The organism is Orbaceae bacterium lpD04, from assembly GCA_036251935.1.
In the GTDB taxonomy this organism is placed as follows: domain Bacteria; phylum Pseudomonadota; class Gammaproteobacteria; order Enterobacterales; family Orbaceae; genus Orbus; species Orbus wheelerorum.
The window spans coordinates 454,462-476,720 of the sequence record CP133967.1 but is presented as its reverse complement, the minus strand read 5'-3'; the positions used below and the strand labels follow the sequence as shown (position 1 = coordinate 476,720).

Below are 22,259 nucleotides of genomic sequence, written 5' to 3'. Positions count from 1 at the left end.
GTAATTAATGAGCCCATACACCAAGTTTAAAGCCTTGTAATCCCGCTTCTGGTTGCGTTGCACCAAGCCCTGTTGCTGCGCCAGCTGTCGTGTTACCTTGAATACCCTGATTCTCAACTGCAGAGGCAGCTGTGAAAGTAACCGCAGAATTAGTTGCAGGTAATGCGAACTGTCTAGATGAACCTTTTTGTACAAAATACACATCGTCAACACCCGATGGCACCGTGCCGTTAGCTGCGCTATTTCCGCCAGTTACATACCAATCATAATTAGTAAGGCCAGCATCATTTGTAACATTCATACCAGCATTCCAAACTTGAACTTCATACACATCAGTTAACCGAATATTACCTATTCCTGTACCGGCAGAAACGCTACCATTAGCTACTTGATAATCACTACCAACAACGACGCTTCCCGATGAGGTTACTGCTACAATCTTAAGCCCGAAGGTATCACCAGGTAAAACTGGCCCTGTTGATCCCCCACCACCTTCACCACCACCAGTACCGCCACCAGGAGGCGTTGCAGGTGGCGTACCTGGAGGCGTATCAGTACCACCATTACCAGGAGGCACAGTGCTAGTAATATCCGTAATTGATAGCCAGTTATTTCTATCTGGTGATCCATATAGGGTAAATGGCTGAATAATAAAACCAATTTGAGTTGAATTTACTGCGCTAGCTGGAATTGTCCACTCTACAACTTGGAAATTAGTCAAATCTACACCATCATCAGATGATGTCCCAATTCGTTTAGAATTAGGTGCTAAATAACTCGTCGTCCAACTGCCATTTTTTAAGTATGTAAAATTAATGGAGTCAGCAGTCCTTAATAAATCGCTATCACCATCACCATCACTTACTTTATATACTAGCTTAATTCTATCGCCAACAGCCCATTGACTACCAGTAGTTAATTTAGTCGAACCACGGTAAACTTGAACATCGATAGAGTTATCAGTGATTGAGTCTGGCATAGATTTCGCATTGATAAATGGCGCAAGACCACCTGTGTTATTAGTTGTAGTTGAATTTAACGCAAAAGCACTACTAGCAGCATAACCTGCTAATAATATACCGAATGCGATTTTTTTTATTGTTAAAGTTCTCATAGATAGTATATTTTCCTATTTCATTTTTTCAACATATTGCTTTATATTTATATAAATACACCTTTTACAGTGTCCCTGCTAAGTTTATAAAAATCATTTATAAACTAAATTTTTAAATTCGAGCCTAATCAATATCTATTCGTAGTTTAAATCCTTGGTCACCAGCACATGCACTAGATAAAAAACGACCGCCTAAAGCAAGGCTCGCGACTGTTTTACCATTTAAGCTAGTGGCTCCACTGGCAACATCAGCATAGCTAGGTGATTGCAATCGTCCTCTTAGTTGATAACTAGCAGAATTCGATACATTAAATAGCCCACTTACTGGCAAAATACCACTTGGATCGTCGCCATTTGCATTGGTATCTCCAGGTAGGATGGTATTATCAGTTCCACAAGCCTCAACATTATTACCGACTAGTGACCAAGTAATATTCGATTCTGCAGTTACATCATTATCAGCCACATCTTTAACCCGCACCGTATAAATATGATTAACAAGGAATTTTTTACTCATCACCAAAATGGTACTATTGTTAGCTACACCAATTTCATTACCTTCTGCATCAAGAATACTAATTTTTCTAGGTGTCCCACCTGCAAAGAAAATTGAGGTTGGTATAGGACCAGAACCATGATTAGGTGAGGATGATTCATACGTTGAAAATTTTAAACTAACATCAACATGACCTAGCGATGCACTAGTTGCTAATTCAATTAAAAAATCATCGGAAATTGTTCCACTTCCTACGACTTTACGGATGCTTTTAACTAATAAACAATCAGGTACACTAGTTGGGCATTGATGGGCAGCATTATCTGCAATAAAAGTAAGTTGCTTAGTACCACTCGTTGCAGAATAAAGTTGATTGATTTTTTCAAGATCACCCGCGGTTAATGAAGTAGCTTGGTATGATTGCCCTAATGCTAAAGGAGCCGCTGAAACATCTAATGGATATTCAGCAAATGTCGCATAATCAGCAAAACCAGTTACTAAACTAGCCGGAATAGGCGAAGTTGCTGCTGAATTAATGATAACCGGTGCAGACACTAGATTGGCTTGCAGAAAAATAGAATTAATACCATCTGCTGGAGCAGGATCTGTTGCTGAGCCTAATGGACCTGATCCACCAGCAGCTATCGGAGTTACATTATTAAGTAAAACCTGACGATTCGATGATGGTTTAATCCCAATCCAAGATGTATTTGATACAGCAGTCCTTCCATTGGTATCTGTTAACAACACATCAATTGTATAACGCCCAGGAACAGCAACACCGCTACTAGAAATCGGATTATGCTCACCAGTTATAGAGTTAATATATTGTGGAACAAGAAGAGACCAGTTATTGATATCGTTAGTCGTAACTGAGCTCCATAAATTGCTAGCCGCACAAGCCGAACCACCAGTTCGGTTATAACAGAGATCACCATTTGCGCCTACTGAAGATAAAGCTGCTAAATCGATTAAACCCGTTACCGTGTTCCATGATGATGGTGAAATAGTAACGCCATTTTTTGCATTATGAACCACAATACCAAGAGGAACTACGGTATTTTCTTCAAAAAAACCTAACGATGCTAAATCAACACTAAATTTTTTCTCTTTATATTCAAGAACAATAAAATTATTACGATCAACTAGATCATATCGACTACCCTTGAGTGAGCGAGCAACTTGTACCATATCGGGGTCGAGCTGATCTTTTAAAGGCACACCTAAACGGTAATTCATTGTTAACTCAACTTTTGCTGCTTTTTTGGAATCTTGCCCCTGTTTATGTTCACCTTTAATGGTAAATAACGGTACAGGAGTATAATCAACACCGAGTGTTACTGCGTATGGATCTTTTTGTAAATTGTCTTTACCAAATAACGCAACCTTCTCACCAAAATATTGTTCAAACATTAATGAGCCGCCTAAGTGCGGATAAGAAGGTAAGTAACCTTGAAAACGAATATCAAAACCTCTTGCCGCTCTTTCAAGATAATCATCGAAATCTTTAGAATCTTTCCAATCAGAGAGTGGCGTATAATAGTTTGCGGCAAATTTCATATAATCAGACCATGCTTCAAGACCAAGACCTAGTCGGTTATGATCACGAGTAAAATCGTGGTCAAAAAACAGATTATAGCCAAGCAACCAATTTTTATTTGCAACGTCCCAACGCTGTCCTATCCCAAAGTTACCTATACGACGATTTTGTTCATATTCTTGATACGTTAGTTGTGAAAAGACCAACATGTTTTCAGAATCATACCAAGGGCTAAAAAGTTTGACGTTTACATTATTGAGCCTAGCTTGATCGCTAACATCAAACTGTAATTGCGCAGTACCAAAGCGCCCCAAAAAATCTTGAGCGGCAGTGCGAATAGGATCAATAACTTGGCTATTTACTTGATTGCGAACATAGTTTTCAGCATAATTTTGTGTTTTTGAATTAAGTTCTTCCTTTACTTTTTGGGACGACATATTATCCCAATCTTGCTGCCCTAATGTTTGTAATGCAGATGCAATTTGCTGCTCTATCACATCACTATTTGAGGTCATATCAACTTTATCAGATGAACCTAAGCTAGGTAGGTTACTATATTTATCATCTGCTTTTTTTTCTTGAATTTGATCAGGCAATAAAGGAGAGTTTGCGGGTAACAAAATACTATCACCGACTTTAACGATATCTGTCTTATCATAATCCCCATTATTAAGTTCTCGTAATTCAGATACAGAAATACCATTTAATAATGCTATCTGATATAAACTGCGCTGTTGATTATTAATGAAAACTCGCGGTACATCGGATTTGATTGAATTAATATTTTTATCATTTATCAATGTTGGTTGATTATTATTTGCTTGAACAATGTTACAACTCATAGCAGCCATCACAAAAGCAGCAGTTATTGACAAATTAAGACCCGTTTTCATCCTAATTATTCCTTCATCATTATTTATATTTATTATTGTATTTTTTGAAATAGAAATTCTTTACAAAAAAATAAAAAAAACACCCAAAATAGTGGTAAAAAATACTACATGTTTTTAAGTAAGATTTAATTCAAAATAATTGATTTAGATTCAACAGCTTATTCGCAATTAAAAATAAAAAAATTGTTAAAAAATAAAACCAAACACTAACATTTCTTTACAAAGAAGGAGGTAATTTATAGTTTAGATAGTAAATGATCAATGACTTTTTTGTTAAGAATTGGCTAATTTTTAAACAAAGCAAAGCCCAATTCCTTTATACTCAATGGATAATCGGTTTGAGATAAAATCAAAATAAAATAAAAATTATTAATTTTTTAGGGAGAAATGGCGTATTTTAGACAATGATATATCATTTAAATTTTGAGATAGAAAATAACAGCACATTAGGTTATGTGCCATTTTTCAAGATGAAACGAACTCTAGAATGTAAAGAATAAGAAATTAGCGCCCTTGCCAAACATAATTAAAGCTATTTTTTATATCGAACTGATCTAAAACTCGACTTAATGATTGGTTAATTAGTTCATCAATAGTTTTAGGCATATGATAGAAAGCAGGAACAAGGGGCATAATCGTAGCGCCAATTTGATTGGCAGTTAACATTAATTGAATATGACCTAAATGCAAGGGGGTTTCACGAACACATAAAATCAATCGACGACGCTCTTTTAGCGTAACGTCGGCGGCTCTAATTAGTAAATTATCGCTATAGCTATTGGCAATTCCAGATAATGTTTTAATTGAGCATGGCACAATAATCATGCCATCGGTTTTAAAAGAACCGGATGAAATGTTAGCAGCAATATTATTAACATCATAAAAATAATCAGCAAGTCCAATCACCTTATCGTAACAATAATCAGTTTCTAATTTAATGGTTTGCTGCGCCGAATTAGATATAACTAAATGCGTTTCAACATGCTCATTTTGAGCTAAAAGTTCTAACAGCCGGATCCCGTATAACGCGCCACTTGCGCCAGAAATTCCAACAACAATTCGTTTTTTTGCGATATGTTCACTTACTATTTTCATAATAGAATATTACTGTCCAACATTATAAATTTCTAAATTTTCGGCGTCTTTGCTCATTTGAGCGTTTTTATTTTCATCACTACGGCTATTTTGTAAATTAGCTAAATAAATCTGACTAATATCACCAGTAATATACTTTCCATCAAATACAGAGCATTCAAATTTTTGAAGATGAGTATTACCTTCTTTTACTGCCGCAATAAGATCACTTAAATCTTGAAAAATAAGTTTATCAGCGCCAATTTTCTGCGCTATTTCATCGGCATTGCGATTATAAGCAATGAGCTCATCAGCTACCGGCATATCAATGCCATATACATTGGGATAACGTATTTCTGGCGCCGCAGATGCCAAGTAAATTTTTTTAGCACCAACAGAGCGAACCATATCTAAAATTTCTTGTGATGTTGTTCCTCGAACGATTGAATCATCGACTAACAACACATTTTTGCCTTCGAATTCAATTCGATTAGCATTTAGTTTACGCCTAACCGAGCGTTGACGCATAGTTTGCCCTGGCATTATAAAAGTTCGCCCAACATAACGATTTTTAACAAATCCTTGTCGATAGGGCTTATTTAATATACGTGCAATTTCTAATGCGGCATCACAAGATGTTTCAGGAATGGGGATAACGACATCAATATCAAGATCACTCCATTCTCGGGCTATTTTTTGGCCTAATTTTTGCCCCATTAAAATTCGAGAATGATAAACTGAAATACCATTCATTAATGAATCAGGGCGAGCAAAGTAAACATATTCAAAAATACATGGGCAATATTGTGGATCACTAGCACATTGTCTTGCGTGTAGCTGCCCATCTTGAGAAATATAAATAGCTTCACCAGGCTCAACATCACGCCAAAATTCAAAATCCAGTGTATCAAGTGCAACACTTTCTGATGCAACCATGTACTCAGTTTGATGATCATTAATAATTCGTTTACCAATCACTAATGGCCGAATACCATTTGGATCGCGAAATGCAATTAGACCGTGGCTAATCACCATGGCGACACAAGCATAAGCACCACGGATCGTTTTATGCAACTGTTCAATTGCAGTAAAAATATTATCTGGCGTTAATGGATAAGTTGTAAACTTATCAAGCTCACTTGCTAACACATTTAATAATACTTCAGAATCGGAGTTAGTATTAACATGGCGTCTTGCCGTTTTTAAGATATTATTTCGTAGATCATTGGTATTGGTTAAATTACCGTTATGAGCAAGTGTAATACCATATGGGGAGTTGACATAAAAAGGCTGAGATTCAGATACACTTGAACTCCCAGCGGTGGGATAACGGACATGACCTATGCCTATATTCCCTTGTAAACGCTGCATGTGCTGAGATTGGAATACATCTTGCACAAGGCCGTTAGCTTTACGTAGCCGAAAATAATTATTCTCATCAATGGTGACAATGCCGGCAGCATCTTGGCCTCGATGTTGCAACACCGTCAACGCATCATAGATGGATTGATTAACGGCACTAAAACCAACAATTCCTACTACTCCACACATAATATCACTCCTGATAATTAACTAAATCAAATCACTAATTTGCTAAAAATGAAGATGAACTCTGTAATACTCCAAAAAACCAACGAATAATAAAATCAAAATGTGGGATCAAAATAGATTCTTGCCATACGCTACTTTTGGCAAGTGGGGTAAAGGTATCAACAAAAAATAACACCGCGGCGGTTAATAAGATACCTCTAAGTATACCGAAGAAAATCCCCAATACTCTATCAGTGCCAGATAATCCCGTTTTCTGTACTAATTGGCAAATAATATAGTTAATAATTGCACATACAATAAGCGTTGCAATAAATAAAATAGTAATTGCAATCGCATTGCGTACAAACTCATCATGGAAATAAGTAAAATAATCACTAATATAAAAATAAAATTGACTGGCGATAAAAAACGCACAGATCCAACTCACTAATGATAGGGCTTCTTTGACAAATCCTCTCACAACACTAATAATTGCAGAGAAGACAATGATGCCAATAATAGTAAAATCAACCCAGTTCATAATAATATTATCTCTCTTTTTTTATAAAATTTATCAATGTAAATTAAAAATTAACGATATAATTTAATTAATTTGTGGCTATAAAACCTTTCAATTTGGTTAAATGTTCTAAATCAATAATTACCGTTTCGGCTTGTTCTTTAGTTGGATAATAACCGACAAATAGCCGGGTCAGTTGGCCTTCTTGCGCAACAGCTGGATCGGTATAAACATCATAATTATTTAGTCTTAGCAAAGCGACTAACTCTTCAATCTTTTGCTTATTTTTAAGCGCAACTAGTTGTATAATATAATTTTTATCAGATGGGCTTACAATATTTTGACTTGGTCGTTCAACGAATGATGTATCTGACTTAGTTTCTGTTTGCGGGTTAATATCTGGTGACTCAATAGCAGATTCATCAATATCAAGCTCGTGAATATCATCAGCTAACTGTATTTCATTAGAAGAAGATAAAATGGGTATTGTTGACTCTATTTTTTTAGATTTATTGGTAAGTACATAGGGCGCTAGTAGTAAAAGCAACAGAATTAATGTAATAAAACCGACTAGTTGATAATATTTTTTATTCATTTTTGACCAAACTTAATACTTCAGATACGGTATGAAATGAACCACAGACGACGATAATATCATTTTTATCCGCATCATGCTTCGCTTGATTAAGCGCATCTAAAACAGAGGGGAAAGTATATACCTCGGAGCTAACATCTTTTACGATATTTGCGGCAATATACTCCGCACTTGAACCTCTTTCACCGTAAAGCGTTGCACAATACCAAGCATCAGCTTGTAAAATCTGTACTGTAGAAGCAATATCTTTATCTTTTAACATACCAATAACAATTCGTAATTTTTTTACATCAGGTTTATTAGTAATGAGCTTTTTTAATTGAGTATTTAAGTAAGTTGCCGCATGGGGATTATGAGCAACATCAACAATAACGATGGGATCATGATCAATAATTTGAAATCGCCCTGTTAGTTCAGTGTTCGCTAATCCACATCGAATACTATCTTCACTAATTTCTATTGATGAGTAACTTAAAGCAGCTAACGCTGTCGCCGCATTAGCCAAAGGAATTTTAGCGATTGGTAATTGTTGATAATTTGATTTTTTTGACTTAAATTGCCAAAATTGCTGACTTGTTTGCTGATATTGCCAATCATAATTATTATTTGGTTCAACACAATGTAATTGAACTTGTTTTTCAAGGGCGACATCAAAAATCGATAGTGGCATATCAGGCTCACCAACAATCGCGATACAATTTTCTTTAAAAATACCGGCTTTTTCTCTGCCTATACTTTCTCTCGTATTACCAAGATAATCGATGTGATCTAAAGCAATAGAGGTAATAACTGCAACATCAGCGTTAACAATATTGGTTGCATCAAGCCGTCCGCCTAAGCCAACTTCAAGTATCACAACATCTAAATCAGCCTGTTTAAATAATAACAATGCAGATAACGTAGCATATTCAAAATAGGTTAATGAGATATCTTGACGACAATTTTCAATCTGATCAAATGCATTGACATGAAAATGATCAGATACTTCTTGATTATTAATCCGTACTCGCTCGGTATAACGTAATAAGTGCGGTGAACTATAGACTCCAACACGAAAACCGGCTGTCAGTAAAATCATCTCTAGAGCGCGGCATGTTGTTCCTTTACCATTTGTACCTGCAACAGTAAAAACATAAGGGGCTGGTTTAAGAATGTCTAAACGAGCAGCAACTTTGGCCGCTCTCTCCAAACCCAATTCAATTGTCTTTGGGTGAAGCTGCTCTAAATAAGATAGCCATGCATCTAAAGTTGACATGGCATTTGGTTTTATTGAAATGTTTGTATTCATATTATACAGACTTAATCAATTATTTATTCATCAATGATTCAGCTAAATTTTCGCTAAATGGGTCAGGTAATTTCATCATTTTAGCAAGAATACCAGCAATTTTAACTCTCATGTCTTTGCGATGAACAATCATGTCAATAGCGCCTTTTTCTAATAGAAACTCACTACGTTGGAAACCTTCGGGTAACGTTTCACGTACAGTTTGCTCAATAACTCTTGGGCCGGCAAAACCAATCAACGCTTTCGGCTCAGCAATATTTACATCACCTAGCATTGCAAGACTTGCAGATACACCGCCCATAGTTGGATCGGTCATTACTGAAATATAAGGTAATCCAGCATCTTGCATTTTAGCAAGTATCGCACTGGTTTTTGCCATCTGCATTAAAGAAAATAGTGCTTCTTGCATACGCGCACCACCACTAGTTGAAAAGCAAATTAGTGGGCAATTATTCTCAATTGCCTGCTCGGCTGCACGTACAAACATCGCACCAACAACTGATGACATTGAGCCACCAATAAAGCTAAATTCGAATGATGCCGTAACAACAGGAATACCAAATAGTGTTCCCTTCATTGCAATCATTGCATCTTTTTCATTTGTATCTTTTTGCGCGCTAGAAAGGCGATCTTTATATTTTTTTGAATCTTTAAATTTTAAAATATCTTTGGGCTCTAAGTCAGTACCAATTTCAACGTCAGACCCTTCATCTAAAAAGCGATTTAGCCGAACTCGAGCAGAAATACGCATATGGTGATCACATTTAGGACAGACTTCTAAATTACGCTCAAGCTCTGCTTGATAGATAATTTGTTCGCAGCTAGTACACTTAGTCCAGACGCCACCAGGAATATTTGCTTTTTTATGATCTGATGAGATATTATTCTTATTAAGAATTTTTTCAATCCAACTCATTATTAACCTTCTGTTTTTTCTTACTGACTATCAAACTTAAAGACAGTCACTATTGTATATTATTTTATCCAGTTACTTAATAGCTATTTTTTAATAAATACAAAATAGTTAACCGTTAAAATGTTGTTGTAACATATTAATATAGTGAAAAAATGTCCTATCACTATATCATTGCCGATCTAAATCCAGCCCTTATTCTCATCAAATGATAAATAGAGGGCCTAGAGGCGATTTAGGTATTCCAAATTGCGGTGGATAAATAACATCAACGAGATACAAACCTTCTGGTTTAGCCGTTGCTCCTGCACATTTTCTATCTTTAGATAGCAAGAGTTCATATATCCAATCTTCTGATTTATTACCATTACCCACTTCTAGCAAACTACCAACAATATTGCGGACCATGTGATGAACAAAGGCATTAGCCTGTATATCAATAATGATATAATGCCCCTGACGACTAACCTTAACGTGCTCAATATTTCGCCATGGAGATAGCGATTGACACTGTGCTGCTCGAAAAGCACTAAAATCATTCTCACCAAGTAGATATTGTGCAGCTAAATGCATTTTTTTTTCATCTAGTATCTGATGATAATGGCTAATACCACGACTTAATATAGCGTGACGATAAGGGTGATTATAAATAATATAACGATAACGCCGAGCCTGAGCACTAAACCTTGCATGAAATGAATCATCAATAATTAGCGCCCATTTGACCGCAATATTAGCGGGTAAGTTAGCATTTACGCCCATAGTCCAAGCGCTTACTGGGCGCTGACAATCAGTTTCAAAATGAACAACCTGCCCTGTCGCGTGCACACCAGCATCAGTACGACCTGCACAAAAAATCGTTATCGTTTGATTCGCAATACGACTTAAAGCTTCTTCAAGCTTTTGTTGAATAGATAAAACATTTTGTTGCTTTTGCCAACCAAAATATTGACTACCATCATATTCAACACCCAATGCGATTTTCATTAAAGCAACTCTTCTTAATCTACATAATTAGTTAATAAACTTTCAGCTGTTTCTAATAATATTTTCGCACCTAAGTAACGAATATTATCACTAACACTCATAAATTGTATTTGTTCTTGAGAACCGTAACTATGATGTACATTTGCTAACATAATCGATTGATTTTTATTTTGTTCATTATTAATAACTGTGACTGGCGTAGGATAGTCTGCAGCTAATAGTTTAATCCCATATTTTTCGAATACTAATTCATCGTATTGCTCTGTACTTTGCGGGGCTACAGATGTAAAAGAAACAGATTGAGTGAGCCCATAAAAAACAGGAACTAGCATTGAATCAAGTGTAATGGAAAGTTGATAATTACCGGTAATACGCCTAATTTGCTCTACAATCACTTCATCATCAACGAGTGAATCAGTTAGAACATTGAAAGCTAACTGCTTAGTAAAAAAACTATTCTCTGCAGGTAAACCATTTAAAAGCCGAGCACTTTGACCTGCTAACTCATTAACACCTTTTTTACCATAACAAGAAGCTGAAATAAGATTTGTAATATGTAACCGATCTAACTTTTCAAGATCAGTTAAACTTGCAAGGCAACGCAGAGCTTGACTAACAATAGGGTTAGCAACTGAAATAATATTCTCATTACGATATTCAGCTAATAATGACTCATTAACTTTTGGTAAGATTAATGGGATTGTATCATCTAATGCAAAGGTACCTGTTGCATCGAGTATAATGCAGCCTGACTCCGCGGCTAATCGAGCATATTTGTTAGTTATATCCTGATTTACAACAAAAAATACCAAATGATAGCTAGACCAATCCACACGATCAATATTTTTAATTGTTAAGTTTTTACCAGCAAAGCGCACTATATCGCCTTCACTATTATCACTACCGATTAAATCAAGATGATCAATTGTAAGGGAACTATGTTCTAACAATTCAATCAATGCACTACCTACCTGCCCATTTGCGCCAACAACCGCAATATTCCAAGATGACATAAAATAACCTATTAAGATTAACAGAATTGGGCATGATTATACTGATAATTAGAGTCAAGGTACAACAATAATCAATACGCCAGTACCTTAATAGTAAAGATTGGAATAGAGAATTGTAGGTCTCTATTCCATAATGACGACTATAATATCAGTTTACCAACGTTAGCATCTAAAATAGATTGCCCAATTCCTGATACTTCTTTTAGTTGCTCTATCGATACAAAAGGACCAAATTTTTCACGATATTCGACAATTTTTTTTGCTTTATTTAATCCAATGCCATTTAAATTCCTTGCCAAATCTTCAGCAGAGGATTGATTAATATTAATTTGTTCTATTTTTTGTTGCTCAATTATAGGAACTGTTTGATTGTTAATTGATTTTGCATAAATGGAAAAAGAATAAAATAGCGGGCTTAAAAATAGTACGCTAATCATTACATAGTGTTGTAAATTTTTCATTAGTAACTCCTCTTAGATGATAAAAAACTAGTCGGGTTACTTTGCCATAATTACTTGTAATATAAATTTGAGTAGTACAATTATGTAAAAAGCCACGAAAGTGGCTTTAAGATTTATATTAATAACAAAAATTACTGAGAGGTTTATCACAAATTAGCATTTGGCATAATCTTAATTTCAGCTTTTGAGCGCAAATCTTTTGCTAAAGAATTACGATTTAAAATTAGCATTTCAGGTTTTATCTTTTCAGATAAGTCATCTGCTTTTTCCGGGTATGTGACGCCAGTTAATACAAAAAACTGCGCTTTATCATCGCCAATTAGTGTCACCCCATAACTATTTCCCTCTACTGCGGGAATAGTTGCAAATACATCTTTTACTGTTTTTTCATTAATTCGGTCATCAACTAAATTTTGTGTTACCGACATTTTTTGAGCAAAAGATAAACCATCAGCCACGCCTGTTTGTTTTAGCTGAGCTAATAGCGTAGCCACTTTTTGTGAAAAGATTTGTTTTTTCTTTTCCGCAATCAATTTTGCTTTTATCGAGTCTTTAACATCTTCAAAAGTAGAGATACCCGCATCTTGATAATCAGTAACTTGAATAATATATGACCCGTCATATTGCGCGATATTAATAATATCAGAGATTTTTCCCGTTGGTTTACCATCTTTGATCATCTCATCACTAAAAGCAACGTCATTAATCTCAGGGTAGCGGCCGACAGAAAAATTCTCTTTTTCATACGTCCAGTCAGAGTCATATGATGGCAAACCTGATTTTTTTGCAATTTCATCTAAAGTGGGCAACTTAGCTGCTTTTTCTAATGCTGTTTGTTGTTCTCGATATTTCTTATCAATTTTTTGTTGATAAAGTAAATCGTGAATCGACGCTTTAGCATATTCAAAAGGTAATTTTTTTGCTTTTTCAATTTGATCTAAACGAATAATATAGAAGTCACCGTCTTGCTCAAGGGGCTTAGATATACTACCGATAGTATCTAGTTTAATCTTAGTTAATAATTCTGGTAATTTTTCATCCAAAGCAAACCAACCAAGACTATCCATTTTTGTTGATGAGCGCTGTTTACCTTGCATTTTGCTCATCAAATTATATTCTTTTTGCGCCGCATCTAAACTAGTAAATGAAAGAACACTATATAGGCGTTTTTCTGGTATCATGGTGCCATCTTTGCTGTCAGCGTAATACTTTTCAACTTCTGATGGTAACACTTGTATATCTTGCTTTATTGCAGGTAAGAAGTTAGTAACAAACTTCATTTTCACTCGTTTATCATGATAGAACTCTTGCTTATTAGTATCATAATAATTTTTAATTTCATCATCAGAAACCGCTAAAGCATCATTATCATTGATGTTATCAATTGAGTAATTAGCTAAGTAGATGGCTCTAGTTTGATTGTCTAGTAAAGAAATATCTGAGTCAGTTGGTAGAACGAAGTCAGTTAAAAATAGTGCATCCATTACCTGTTGCTGCTTAATAGCTGAACGTAAACCATCTGCATAAGTATCAGGTGTATAGCCATTCGCTGCTAATAACTGTAAATATCGCTGGTTATTAAAACGCCCATTTTCGAAAAAAACAGGTTGCTTACGAATTTCCATTTTTACTTGTTCATCACTAATATTTGCATTTAAAGAGTCTGCAAATTTATAGGCTAAATAATTATCAATTTGATTTGATAATACAGAAGCGCGAATCATTTTAACAAAAGAGTCATCGCTACCATCGCCAATTAAATGGCTATTTTTCTGTATTAATTCTTGTGCTTGCTTTTCAAAAGTATTACGGCTGATCCCTTCACCATCAACTTTTGCAATATACACTTGTTCATCTTTAGCACTCGAACCGAAACCAAGAAAACCACCAACACCCGTAAAAATGAATGCTAAAATGATTATACTAAAAATAATTTTTACAATAATGCTATTAGCTGCTGTCCTAATTTTTTCCATCATATTCTTTGTTCTCCATTGAATAACCTATCTTTATAACGTTTATTCACTGAAATAAGTAGTCATATCACCCCATATTAATGGCGAAAAGTATACCATATCTATTGAGATTCGCTATTGTATAAATGTTAATAAAAAGGCTAGCAAATGCTAGCCTTTAAAATTTTTCAATAAAATTAGTTAATCGTGCCTGAAACCGGAACGACAGTTTTATTTTTCTTTACTGGTCGCTTAATGGTATTTTTCTCAGGTTTGATAAGCTCAATACCAAAAGGATTATTTGCTAGTGCAACGCTAATAACATCATCAATCCATTTTGCAGGATGAATATCTAACTCTGCTTTTACGTTATCAGGGATCTCTTCTAGATCTTTAACATTATCGATTGGAATAATAACCGTTTTTATACCGCCACGATGCGCGGCTAACAATTTTTCTTTTAGCCCACCAATTGGCAATACTTGCCCTCGTAAAGTAATCTCACCTGTCATCGCAACATCTGCTTTAACTGGGTTTCCAGTTAGCGTTGAAATTAAGGATGTACACATTGCAATACCTGCACTTGGTCCATCTTTAGGGGTTGCGCCATCAGGTACGTGAACATGAATATCGCGTTTTTCATAGAAATCGCTATTAATACCTAATTTTTCAGCTCTTGAGCGAACAACTGTTAGTGCAGCTTGAATTGACTCCTGCATAACGTCACCTAAAGAACCAGTATAAGTTAGCTTTCCTTTTCCTGGTACACTAACCGACTCAATAGTAAGTAAGTCACCACCAACTTCAGTCCAAGCAAGCCCATTAACCTGACCTATACGATTTTCACCATCAACTTTGCCATAATCAAAACGCTCTACCCCCAGAAAATCTTTAAGATTATCTTCGGTAACAACAATATTTTTGACTTTTTTATTGAGTGCTAATTGCTTAACAACCTTACGGCAAATTTTCGCTATTTCACGCTCTAAGCTACGAACACCTGCTTCCCTTGTATAGTACCGAATAATCGCCATAAGTGCAGAGTCATCAATGATAATTTCTCCCGCTTTAAGTCCATTATTATCAATCTGTTTTTGCAATAGATGCTGTTTAGCAATATTCAGTTTTTCATCCTCGGTATAACCCGATAAACGAATAACTTCCATTCGATCAAGTAATGGGGCTGGAATATTCATTGAATTGGCTGTTGCAACAAACATGACATCAGAGAGATCATAGTCCACTTCTAGGTAATGATCATTAAAAGCATTATTTTGCTCAGGATCAAGAACCTCTAATAATGCAGAAGCCGGATCACCTCTCATATCTGATGACATCTTATCAATTTCATCAAGCAAGAATAATGGATTTTTAACCCCAACTTTAGCCATACGTTGAATCAATTTGCCAGGCATCGAGCCAATATATGTTCTACGATGCCCACGAATTTCAGCTTCATCACGCACGCCACCAAGCGCCATGCGAACATATTCACGCCCAGTTGCTTTAGCAATCGATTGACCTAACGATGTTTTACCAACACCAGGAGGACCAACTAGGCAAAGAATAGGGCCTTTAATTTTATTAACGCGGCCTTGAACTGCTAAGTATTCTAAAATTCGATCTTTAACTCTCTCAAGACCATAATGATCATGATCGAGTACTTTTTGTGCTTCTTTAATACCTTTTTTAACTTTCGATTTTTTCGCCCATGGAACTTGCAACATCCAATCAATATAACCGCGAACAACCGTTGCTTCAGCCGACATGGCTGGCATCATCTTAAGTTTATTTAGCTCTGCTAAAACTTTATCTAGAGCCTCTTGAGGCATCTTAGCTTGTTCAATTTTAATTTTGAGATCTTCATACTCATCGGGTTTATTTTCAATGTCACCGAGTTCTTTATGAATTGCTTTGATTTGCTCATTCAGATAGTATTCTTTTTGAGCTTTTTCCATTTGTTGTTTTACGCGTTGACGAATATTCTTTTCAACTTGTAGCAAGTCAATTTCAGACGCCATCATAGAAACTAAAAACTCAAATCGTTTTTCTAAATCTAAACAACCTAAAATTTCTTGTTTTTGCTCAACTTTAATAAATAAAGTAGCAGCAATAGAGTCAGCTAATTGTGCCGGCTCTTTAATTAGTCTAATTGAATCAACAACTTCTTGTGTGATTTTTTTATTTAGTTTTGAATACTCTTCAAAATTAGATAATACAACCCTAACTAATGCTTCATTATCTAAATCACTATTAGGCTCTTTTACTTGAGAAATATTACCGATAAAAAATTCATCATCATCTTGCTCAACTATATTGACCAGTTTTGCTCTTTCAATACCTTCAACGAGCACTTTTATTGTACCGTCAGGTAATTTTAATAATTGTAATATATTAGCTATTGTACCAATAGAAAATAGATCATTTTCTTGTGGATCATCTTGAGTTGCATCTTTTTGGGTAACCAAGAAAACTTGCTTATCCATCTCCATTGCTCTTTCTAAACAACGAATAGATTTGTCTCGACCAACAAACAATGGAATAACCATGTGAGGAAACACCACAACATCTCGTAGTGGTAGAACTGGCATTACCTGTTTTGGTTGTTTTGTTCTCATATCGCGCTCTCTGACAGTATCAATTTCATATTCAATCTATATAGGGTCTAATTATTAATATTCAACCCTACTTATATTTACAGTATTAACGCAGTGCATATTGTGGTTGAAAATAGGGAAGTAAATAGAGTATTTATACTTACTTTTTAGTAATAACGATTAACAGTAAGAGCAAATAACTTAGTGCTACGTTATTAAATTGAATAGCTTTATTTATAATTTAGATTAGTTAATCATATTTTTTTGTGACAAAATCGCATTTAAGATTAAGAACCTGCATTCTTATTATAAAAAGAATGCAGGTTAGGATTATTTTTTATAAAGAATCTCAGGAAGCATTTGTTTTTCAATTGTATCTTTTGTCACGAGAACTTTATCGACATTTTTTAATGACGGTAAATCATACATAATGTCCAACAAGATATTCTCAACAATTGAACGTAAGCCCCTAGCACCTGTTTTTCGTTTCATCGCTTTGTCAGCAATCGCTTCTAATCCATCTTTAGTAAATTCTAAATTAGCATTCTCTAAATCAAATAATGCCTGATACTGCTTAGTTAATGCATTTTTGGGTTCTGTCAAAATTTGGATTAAAGCCGCTTTATCAAGCTCAGTAAGCGAAGCAATAACAGGGAGTCGACCAATAAACTCCGGGATCAAACCAAATTTAATTAGATCCGTTGGCTCTATTTGAGCTAAAAGCTCTGATTCAGTGGCTTTTTGTTTTTCAACTTTAACTTCCGCACCAAAACCAATACCTGAGTTAATCGAAACTCGGTTAGCAACCACTTTATCAAGCCCTGCAAACGCACCACCACAAATAAATAATATTTTAGATGTATCAACTTGCAAAAACTCTTGTTGTGGATGTTTTCTTCCACCTTTAGGTGGAACAGATGCAACCGTTCCCTCGATTATTTTCAATAATGCCTGTTGAACACCTTCACCTGAAACATCTCGAGTAATTGAAGGGTTATCTGATTTACGAGAAATTTTATCGATCTCATCAACGTAGATAATACCGCGCTGTGCTTTTTCAACATCATAATCACAATTTTGTAATAACTTTTGGATAATATTTTCAACATCTTCACCAACATAACCAGCTTCAGTTAATGTGGTTGCATCAGCCATCGCAAAAGGGACATCAAGGAAGCGCGCAAGCGTTTCAGCGAGTAATGTTTTACCACTACCGGTAGGTCCGATAAGTAATATATTACTTTTTCCTAACTCCACACCATCTTGAGATTTAGTCGCACGTAAACGTTTATAATGATTATACACGGCGACAGAAAGAACTTTTTTCGCTCGCTCTTGCCCAATAACATACTCATCTAAGTGCGCTCTAATTTCATGTGGAGTTGGCAGTGGCTTCGTCGATATTTGCTCTTGATGAGTAAATTCGGTCTCATCACTTTTTAGCATTTCATTTAAAGAGTTAATACACTCATCACAAATATAGATTGATGATGAACATTCAATTAATCTCTTTGTTTCATGCTGGCTTCTACCACAAAAAGTACAGTAAAGTAATTTTCCTGACTTCTCTTTATTCATTTCACTCACCTGTTATTAGAATATACTTAAAATAACTGAAATAGCCTGTTCAAGCGCTAATAATATTATGGTCTTTTATCAAAAATAGCGTCAACTAATCCATAGTCAACAGCTTGCTGTGCTGACATAAAATTATCGCGGTCAGTATCTTTCTCAATAATTTCTAATTTTTGACCTGTATGTAATGCCATTAATTCATTCATTCTATTTTTTACTTTTAAAACTTCTTTAGCATGAATTTGTATATCAGAAGCTTGCCCCTGATATCCACCTAATGGCTGATGAATCATTACTCTTGCATTAGGCAAACAATAACGCTTACCTTTAGCCCCAGCCGTTAGTAAAAATGCCCCCATAGAACACGCTTGACCAAGGCAAATCGTACTGACATCTGGTTTAATAAACTGCATCGTATCATAAATAGACATACCTGAAGTTATCACGCCACCAGGAGAATTTATATAAAGATAAATATCTTTTTCAGGGTTTTCTGCTTCTAAAAATAGCATTTGAGCAACGATCAAATTTGCCATATGATCTTCAACTTGCCCTGTCATAAAAATAATACGTTCTTTTAAAAGCCGAGAATAGATGTCATATGCCCTTTCACCTCTAGAACTTTGTTCTACAACCATTGGTACAACGCTCATTCTTTCCTCAAATGAATTATTGTTATAAGACATTTTTCCTCCTAACTAAATAAAACAGCCCAAAAAAGAGAACTCTTATTTTGGGCTATAATTTGATTAAAAAATCAACTCACATTATGCTGGTTGTTGATTCATTAATTCCGAAAATGAATATGACTTATCGGTTACTTTAGCTTTTTCAAGTAGTAAATCAACAACTTGATCTTCTAATGCGACTGATTTTAAGTTATCTAACGCTTTTTTATCTTTACTATAATAGGCAACAACTTCTTTTGGATCTTCGTATGCTGTTGCTATTTCATCGATAAGTTCTTTCACTCGGCTGTCATCAGCTGTTAGTTTATTACTTTCAATGATTTCACTAAATAGTAATCCAATAACTACACGGCGCTTAGCTTCAACTTCAAATAACTCTTTCGGTAATTCCATCGCTTGAGGAGCGTTGTTACCAAAACGTGTCATAGCTTGTTGACGTAAGACATCAATTTCACGATCAATAAGTGGCGATGGAACATCAATTTCATTATGTTTGACAAGTCCATCAATCACTTGTGCTTTGATTTTATTACGTACAGTCGCTTTCAACTCTCTTTGCATATTTTTGCTTACTTCAGCTTTTAAGCTATCAAGCGTACCATCAGCAATACCAAAACGTTTAATCACATCAGTCGTTAATTCTGGTAATTCTAACTCTTCAACTTTTTTCAAGGTTGATGCAAATTTTGCAGGTTTACCTTTTAAGTTTTCAGCGTGATAATCATCAGGGAACGTTACATTAATATCAAAGCTATCGCCCGCTTTATGACCTAAAATAGCGTCTTCAAACCCAGGGATCATTCGTCCTTGACCTAATACAAGCGCAAAATCAGTCGCTTTTCCGCCTTCAAACTCTTCACCGTCAACAGTACCTAAAAAGTCAAAAACAACACGCATTTGATCTTGGGCATCTTTGGCTACTTCTTTCCAAGTTCCTTGTTGTTTACGTAATGTCTCAAGCATTGTTTCGATATCAGCATCAACAACTTCAACAACTGGTTTTTCGACTTCAATCTTATCAAGATCTTTAATTTCTACTTGAGGATAGACTTCAAATTCAACAGTAAATGGATAATCTTCACCTTCTTTATATTGTGTTGGAATATAATTTGGAGAACCTGCTGGATTGATTTTTTCTTGAATAATCGCTTCGATAAAATTACGTTGCATTAATTCACTCAAGGCATCTTGTAAAATCGATGCTCCATAGCGCTGCTCAACAATTTTTAATGGAACTTTACCTTTACGAAATCCGTCAATACGGACTTTTTTCGCAGTATTAGTTAGCTCTTTACTAATCGCTTTTTGGATATCTTCTGATGGAATAGTTATCGTTAAACGTCGCCCTAATCCTTGTGTTGTTTCCACCGAAACTTGCATCTTTGAACCTCAGAATCATGAGTTAAATTGTGTTTTTGCAATCAAAAGGACTTGCCCCTACAAGGTAAACACAAAAAAGTTTATAAAATAGCCATGCATTATACAGGCCGATATAGCTTACGTCGAGAATTTTAATAGCTTCTTCTCTAACGATTTTAATCGTTTATTCATCTCATCAATATGTAATACTAATGAGGCTGTTTTACGCCATACTTTGTTTTCTTGCAAAGGAATTCCTGAAGAATAAATCCCCGGTGTGGTAATGGGCCGCATCACCATACCCATTCCCGTGACAGTAACTTTGTCACAAATTTCCATATGACCATTGATGACACTTGCACCACCAATCAAACAATATTTACCAATTTTTAGACTACCGGCCATAATCACACCACCAGCGACAGCAGTATGTTCACCAATATAATCGTTGTGGGCAATCTGGCATTGATTATCAATAATAACACCATCACGAATAATCGTATCATCAAGTGCTCCGCGATCAATTGTCGTCGATGCACCAATTTCAACGTTATTACCAATAATAACTCGGCCTAATTGAGGAATTTTGATCCAGTTTCCACGATCATTTGCATACCCAAACCCATCAGAACCAATTACTGCGCCAGATTGAATTAGGCAATTATCACCAATTTGAATATTATGATAAACGGAAACATTAGCCCATAGTTTGGTATTTCTACCAATCTTACTATTTTGACCAATAAAGCAGCCGGCACCAATAATCGTATTATCACCAAGCTCTACACCACTATCAATAACTGCATTAGCACCGATAGCAACATTTTGTCCTAAAATAACATCATTTGCGATCACCGCAGATGATGCAATTTCTTTTGCTGGCAATGGCGTAGTATCAAGTAACTGAGCAAGCCTTGCATATGTTAAGTAAGGATTACTCACGACCAACGCTGCGCCATTCCAATAAGGTAAACTCTCTTCAGTCAAAACAACAGCGGTCGCCTGACAAGTTTGTAACTGATCTTGATATTTTTTATCAGATAAAAAAGTAATCTGGCTTTGCTCTGCATTAGCCATAGACGCAATACTAGTAATAATCGTATTTTCATCACCAACTAAAACAGCATCTAATTTTTCCGCTAATTCCTTTAACTTATACACATGCATTATTTTTTGACCTGTGCCAAAACTTGACTTGTTATATCAACAGAGTCAGTTGCATAAAAAGCAGCTTCAGCTTTTAAAACTAAATCATACTTTTGTTCAGCTGCAACTTTTTTCACGGCTTCGCCAATTTTTGCTAATAGTTTGCCTGCTTCTTCATTTTCGCGTTTACGATAGTCAGCAGAAAAACCTTTTGCTTTATCTTCAAATGCTTTAATAAGATTAGCTAGTTTCGTTTTTTCTGAAGCCGATAACGTCATGCCTTCTTTTTGTAATTTTTGGTTAGCATCATAGGCCTTTTTCTCTTCTTCTTTCAAAACCTTAGCTCGTGATTCAAACTCTGCATCAAGCGCTTTGCCAACAGATTCTCTTTGTGGCATTTGTTGTAAAATTGAAACCACATCAACAACCGCTACTTTTGTGTCAGCAAAAGCCATACCACTTAATAATACTAAACCTAATCCCATAACTGATATAAATTTTTTCACTCTAATCA

Annotated in this window: 18 protein-coding genes; all 18 read right to left on the bottom strand. The window is 35.4% G+C overall.

Going from position 1 to position 22,259, the window contains the following annotated elements; translation table 11 throughout:
- Nucleotides 1-4: 4 nt before the first annotated feature.
- The 18 genes from RHO14_02075 to RHO14_01990 all read right to left on the bottom strand — a co-directional run bounded on the left by RHO14_02075 (nucleotide 5) and on the right by RHO14_01990 (nucleotide 22,251).
- Nucleotides 5-1,114: a hypothetical protein gene (locus RHO14_02075; GenBank protein ID WVD71597.1), complete on the bottom strand. Its 1,110-nt coding sequence runs from the start codon at nucleotides 1,112-1,114 to the stop codon at nucleotides 5-7.
- A gap of 124 nt (nucleotides 1,115-1,238) precedes the next feature.
- Nucleotides 1,239-4,043 (bottom strand): inverse autotransporter beta domain-containing protein, encoded by a 2,805-nt coding sequence (locus RHO14_02070; protein ID WVD71596.1) that lies wholly within the window; start codon nucleotides 4,041-4,043, stop codon nucleotides 1,239-1,241.
- Nucleotides 4,044-4,547: 504 nt separating this feature from the next.
- Nucleotides 4,548-5,138 carry a UbiX family flavin prenyltransferase gene (locus RHO14_02065; GenBank protein WVD71595.1) on the bottom strand — a complete coding sequence of 197 codons (591 nt, stop codon included), beginning with the start codon at nucleotides 5,136-5,138 and terminating at the stop codon, nucleotides 4,548-4,550.
- A gap of 9 nt (nucleotides 5,139-5,147) precedes the next feature.
- Entirely contained in the window at nucleotides 5,148-6,668 is a 1,521-nt protein-coding gene (purF, locus tag RHO14_02060) for an amidophosphoribosyltransferase (GenBank protein WVD71594.1), read from the bottom strand.
- Between the two features lie 34 nt (nucleotides 6,669-6,702).
- Entirely contained in the window at nucleotides 6,703-7,188 is a 486-nt protein-coding gene (locus tag RHO14_02055; GenBank protein ID WVD71593.1) for a CvpA family protein, read from the bottom strand.
- A 67-nt stretch (nucleotides 7,189-7,255) separates the two neighbouring features.
- The gene (locus RHO14_02050) at nucleotides 7,256-7,762 is read right to left on the bottom strand and encodes an SPOR domain-containing protein (GenBank protein ID WVD71592.1); all 507 of its coding nucleotides are present in this window, start codon (nucleotides 7,760-7,762) and stop codon (nucleotides 7,256-7,258) included.
- Nucleotides 7,755-9,050, bottom strand: a complete 1,296-nt coding sequence (gene folC, locus RHO14_02045) for a bifunctional tetrahydrofolate synthase/dihydrofolate synthase (GenBank protein WVD71591.1) — start codon at nucleotides 9,048-9,050, stop codon at nucleotides 7,755-7,757. The genes RHO14_02050 and folC overlap by 8 nt, the downstream gene beginning before the upstream one ends.
- A gap of 19 nt (nucleotides 9,051-9,069) precedes the next feature.
- Nucleotides 9,070-9,966 (bottom strand): acetyl-CoA carboxylase, carboxyltransferase subunit beta, encoded by an 897-nt coding sequence (gene accD / locus RHO14_02040; protein ID WVD71590.1) that lies wholly within the window; start codon nucleotides 9,964-9,966, stop codon nucleotides 9,070-9,072.
- A 201-nt stretch (nucleotides 9,967-10,167) separates the two neighbouring features.
- Nucleotides 10,168-10,950: a tRNA pseudouridine(38-40) synthase TruA gene (gene truA / locus RHO14_02035; GenBank protein WVD71589.1), complete on the bottom strand. Its 783-nt coding sequence runs from the start codon at nucleotides 10,948-10,950 to the stop codon at nucleotides 10,168-10,170.
- A gap of 14 nt (nucleotides 10,951-10,964) precedes the next feature.
- Entirely contained in the window at nucleotides 10,965-11,963 is a 999-nt protein-coding gene (locus RHO14_02030) for an aspartate-semialdehyde dehydrogenase (protein WVD71588.1), read from the bottom strand.
- A 140-nt stretch (nucleotides 11,964-12,103) separates the two neighbouring features.
- Nucleotides 12,104-12,424 (bottom strand): helix-hairpin-helix domain-containing protein, encoded by a 321-nt coding sequence (locus RHO14_02025; GenBank protein ID WVD71587.1) that lies wholly within the window; start codon nucleotides 12,422-12,424, stop codon nucleotides 12,104-12,106.
- A gap of 146 nt (nucleotides 12,425-12,570) precedes the next feature.
- The gene (locus RHO14_02020) at nucleotides 12,571-14,403 is read right to left on the bottom strand and encodes a SurA N-terminal domain-containing protein (GenBank protein WVD71586.1); all 1,833 of its coding nucleotides are present in this window, start codon (nucleotides 14,401-14,403) and stop codon (nucleotides 12,571-12,573) included.
- A 173-nt stretch (nucleotides 14,404-14,576) separates the two neighbouring features.
- Nucleotides 14,577-16,970 carry an endopeptidase La gene (lon, locus tag RHO14_02015; protein ID WVD72488.1) on the bottom strand — a complete coding sequence of 798 codons (2,394 nt, stop codon included), beginning with the start codon at nucleotides 16,968-16,970 and terminating at the stop codon, nucleotides 14,577-14,579.
- A 336-nt stretch (nucleotides 16,971-17,306) separates the two neighbouring features.
- Nucleotides 17,307-18,554, bottom strand: a complete 1,248-nt coding sequence (clpX, locus tag RHO14_02010; protein ID WVD71585.1) for an ATP-dependent protease ATP-binding subunit ClpX — start codon at nucleotides 18,552-18,554, stop codon at nucleotides 17,307-17,309.
- A 65-nt stretch (nucleotides 18,555-18,619) separates the two neighbouring features.
- Entirely contained in the window at nucleotides 18,620-19,237 is a 618-nt protein-coding gene (clpP, locus tag RHO14_02005) for an ATP-dependent Clp endopeptidase proteolytic subunit ClpP (protein WVD71584.1), read from the bottom strand.
- An 81-nt stretch (nucleotides 19,238-19,318) separates the two neighbouring features.
- Nucleotides 19,319-20,620 carry a trigger factor gene (tig, locus tag RHO14_02000; GenBank protein ID WVD71583.1) on the bottom strand — a complete coding sequence of 434 codons (1,302 nt, stop codon included), beginning with the start codon at nucleotides 20,618-20,620 and terminating at the stop codon, nucleotides 19,319-19,321.
- A 117-nt stretch (nucleotides 20,621-20,737) separates the two neighbouring features.
- Nucleotides 20,738-21,766, bottom strand: coding sequence for a UDP-3-O-(3-hydroxymyristoyl)glucosamine N-acyltransferase (lpxD, locus tag RHO14_01995; protein WVD71582.1), 1,029 nt, complete (start codon nucleotides 21,764-21,766; stop codon nucleotides 20,738-20,740).
- On the bottom strand, nucleotides 21,766-22,251 hold the full coding sequence (locus RHO14_01990) for an OmpH family outer membrane protein (GenBank protein ID WVD71581.1): 486 nt from the start codon (nucleotides 22,249-22,251) through the stop codon (nucleotides 21,766-21,768). Before RHO14_01990 ends, lpxD begins: the two co-directional genes overlap by 1 nt.
- Between the last annotated feature and the right edge of the window lie 8 nt (nucleotides 22,252-22,259).